General features: G+C 71.2%; 2 protein-coding genes. One reads left to right on the top strand and one right to left on the bottom strand.

The features are described 5' to 3' along the window. Positions 1 to 121 precede the first annotated feature (121 nt). On the bottom strand, positions 122 to 1078 hold the full coding sequence (locus HHX33_RS34525; protein WP_182878236.1) for an NADP-dependent oxidoreductase: 957 nt from the start codon (positions 1076 to 1078) through the stop codon (positions 122 to 124). 58 nt (positions 1079 to 1136) lie between these two features. On the opposite strand from HHX33_RS34525, the gene HHX33_RS34520 reads away from it, so the two are divergent. Further along, entirely contained in the window at positions 1137 to 1754 is a 618-nt protein-coding gene (locus HHX33_RS34520; protein ID WP_182878235.1) for a TetR/AcrR family transcriptional regulator, read from the top strand. The last annotated feature ends 259 nt before the right edge of the window (positions 1755 to 2013 follow it).

Below are 2013 nucleotides of genomic sequence, written 5' to 3'. Positions count from 1 at the left end.
CCGGCAGGTCACCCACACATCCGGTCCGACCGGCTCCCCGGTCCACTCACCCTGCATGCCGACGAAGTCTGGCCCCGTGCTGTCCCAAGCGAGGCCAGAACGCAAGATTTTCAGTGATCTTCTAGACGTCGATGACGATCTTGCCGTGCACGTGCCGGCCCGCCTGGAGCTCGGTCGCGCGGCGGATCTGCTCGATCGGGAAGCTCGCCGCGACAGGCACCCGCAGCCGGCCCGCCGCGACCAGGTGGGCGACCTCTTCCAGGGCGCCGGGGGCGGCGTTCGCGCCGTTGGCCGTCGGCACGCCGTCGACCTGCGCGGCGATGGTGCAGATGCGGCCGTCCGGGACGCCGAGTTCCCTCGCCGCGTGCACCGTCTCCGTCCCGTACAGGTCGATGGCGGCGGTGACACCGCCGGGAGCGAGGGCGCGGACCCGGTCGGCCAGGCCGTCGCCGTACGCGACCGGCTCGGCTCCCAGATCACGCAGGAAATCGGAGGATGTCGCCGATCCCGTCCCGATCACGCGCGCTCCCGCGATCCGGGCCAGCTGGACGGCGAACACCCCGACCCCGCCCGCCGCGCCGCCGATCAGCACCGTGTCGTCGGGGCCGGGGCCGACCACGGCGAGGGCGGCGGACGCCGTGCGGCCGGCGATCGTGAGGGTGGCGGCGGTGCGGTCGTCGACGCCGTCGGGAGTGTGATGGGCCTCGTTCGCCACGCTCCCCCCGGCCGTGTCGATCACCACGAAGTCGGCGACCGCGCGGGACAGCGCGCCCCCGAACACCCGGTCGCCGGGCGCGAAGCCGGTCACCCCGTCACCGACCTGGTCGACCAGTCCCGCGTAGTCGGTCCCGAATCCGGCCGGGAGGCTCAGGCCGAACCGGGCGGCGGTGTCCGCGTCGGCGGTCATGATCCAGTCCATCGGGTTCAGACCGGCCGCGGTGACCCGCACGCGGATCTGTCCCGGGCCGGCCTGCGGAGCGGGAACCTCACGGATGTCCAGGACTTCGGGGCCGCCGAACGAATCGAGCCGGACCGCCCTGCTCCTGCCCGCCGGCGGTTGATCGCTCTGTTCCTGCATGTACGCCTGGCTCCTTGGGGACGAGGGAACGCACCGAAACGGACTATGCTCCGTTTCCATGGGCGACCCTAACACAACCGGAGCGCGATCCGTTTTTACTGAGGCGGAGCTGCGCGCGCCACGGGCGGACGCGACCCGTAACCGCGACCAGTTGCTCGCGGTGGCGACCCGCGTGTTCGTGTCGGCTGACGCCGAGCCGTCGATGCGTGCGATCGCCCGCGAGGCCGGAGTCGGCATCGCCACGCTCTACCGGCACTTCCCGACCCGCGAGTCGCTGGTCGACGCGGTCTACCGGGACCAGGTCGTGCGGCTGACGACCGGCGCCCGCGAGCTGCTCGGCCGGCTGCCCCCGGCTGCGGCGATGCGGCGCTGGATGGACTTGTTCGGGGACTGGATCGCGACCAAGAACGGCATGCTCGACACGCTGCTCGCGATGATCGAGTCGGGCGAGATCGCCCATGCGCAGACCCGGAGCGAGCTGCTGGCGGCCATCACCACGATTCTCGACGCCGGTCGCGCGGCGGGCGACCTCCGCTCCGACGTCACCGCCGAAGACATCGCCGCCTCCCTCATCGGCATCTTCACCGTGGCCCCCCGGCGCGATCATGAAGCCAAGGCCGGTCGCCTGCTGGACCTCCTGATGGACGGCCTCCGGCCCCCCACCCGGCCGGCCTGAGCCCGGATCGAGGCGCGCCCTTCTCGCCGCGTACGCGGGCGCGTTCCCGGCGTGCCGATCGGATGCGATCGAACCCATCCGATCGGCACGGCGAGCCACGCGCGGACCCGGTGATCGTTTCCGGCTACAGCACTAGTGCCATACGCCTGAAATTCGTCGGATAAATACTTATCCTGATGTGTATGGGGCATCCGGGTCCGTCTGCAATACCCATCGAGTTGACCGATGCTGAGCGGTCCTGGCTGCATGGCCTGACGGC

The organism is Microbispora sp. H10670, from assembly GCF_014161385.1.
GTDB classification, from domain to species: Bacteria; Actinomycetota; Actinomycetes; order Streptosporangiales; family Streptosporangiaceae; genus Microbispora; species Microbispora triticiradicis.
This window is presented reverse-complemented; position numbering and strand designations above follow the sequence as displayed.

Coding starts and splice junctions, on each gene's coding strand:
- HHX33_RS34525 (WP_182878236.1), bottom strand. CDS start 1,078: ATGCAGGAACAGAGCGATCAACCGCCGGCGGGCAGGAGCAGGGCGGTC.
- HHX33_RS34520 (WP_182878235.1), top strand. CDS start 1,137: ATGGGCGACCCTAACACAACCGGAGCGCGATCCGTTTTTACTGAGGCG.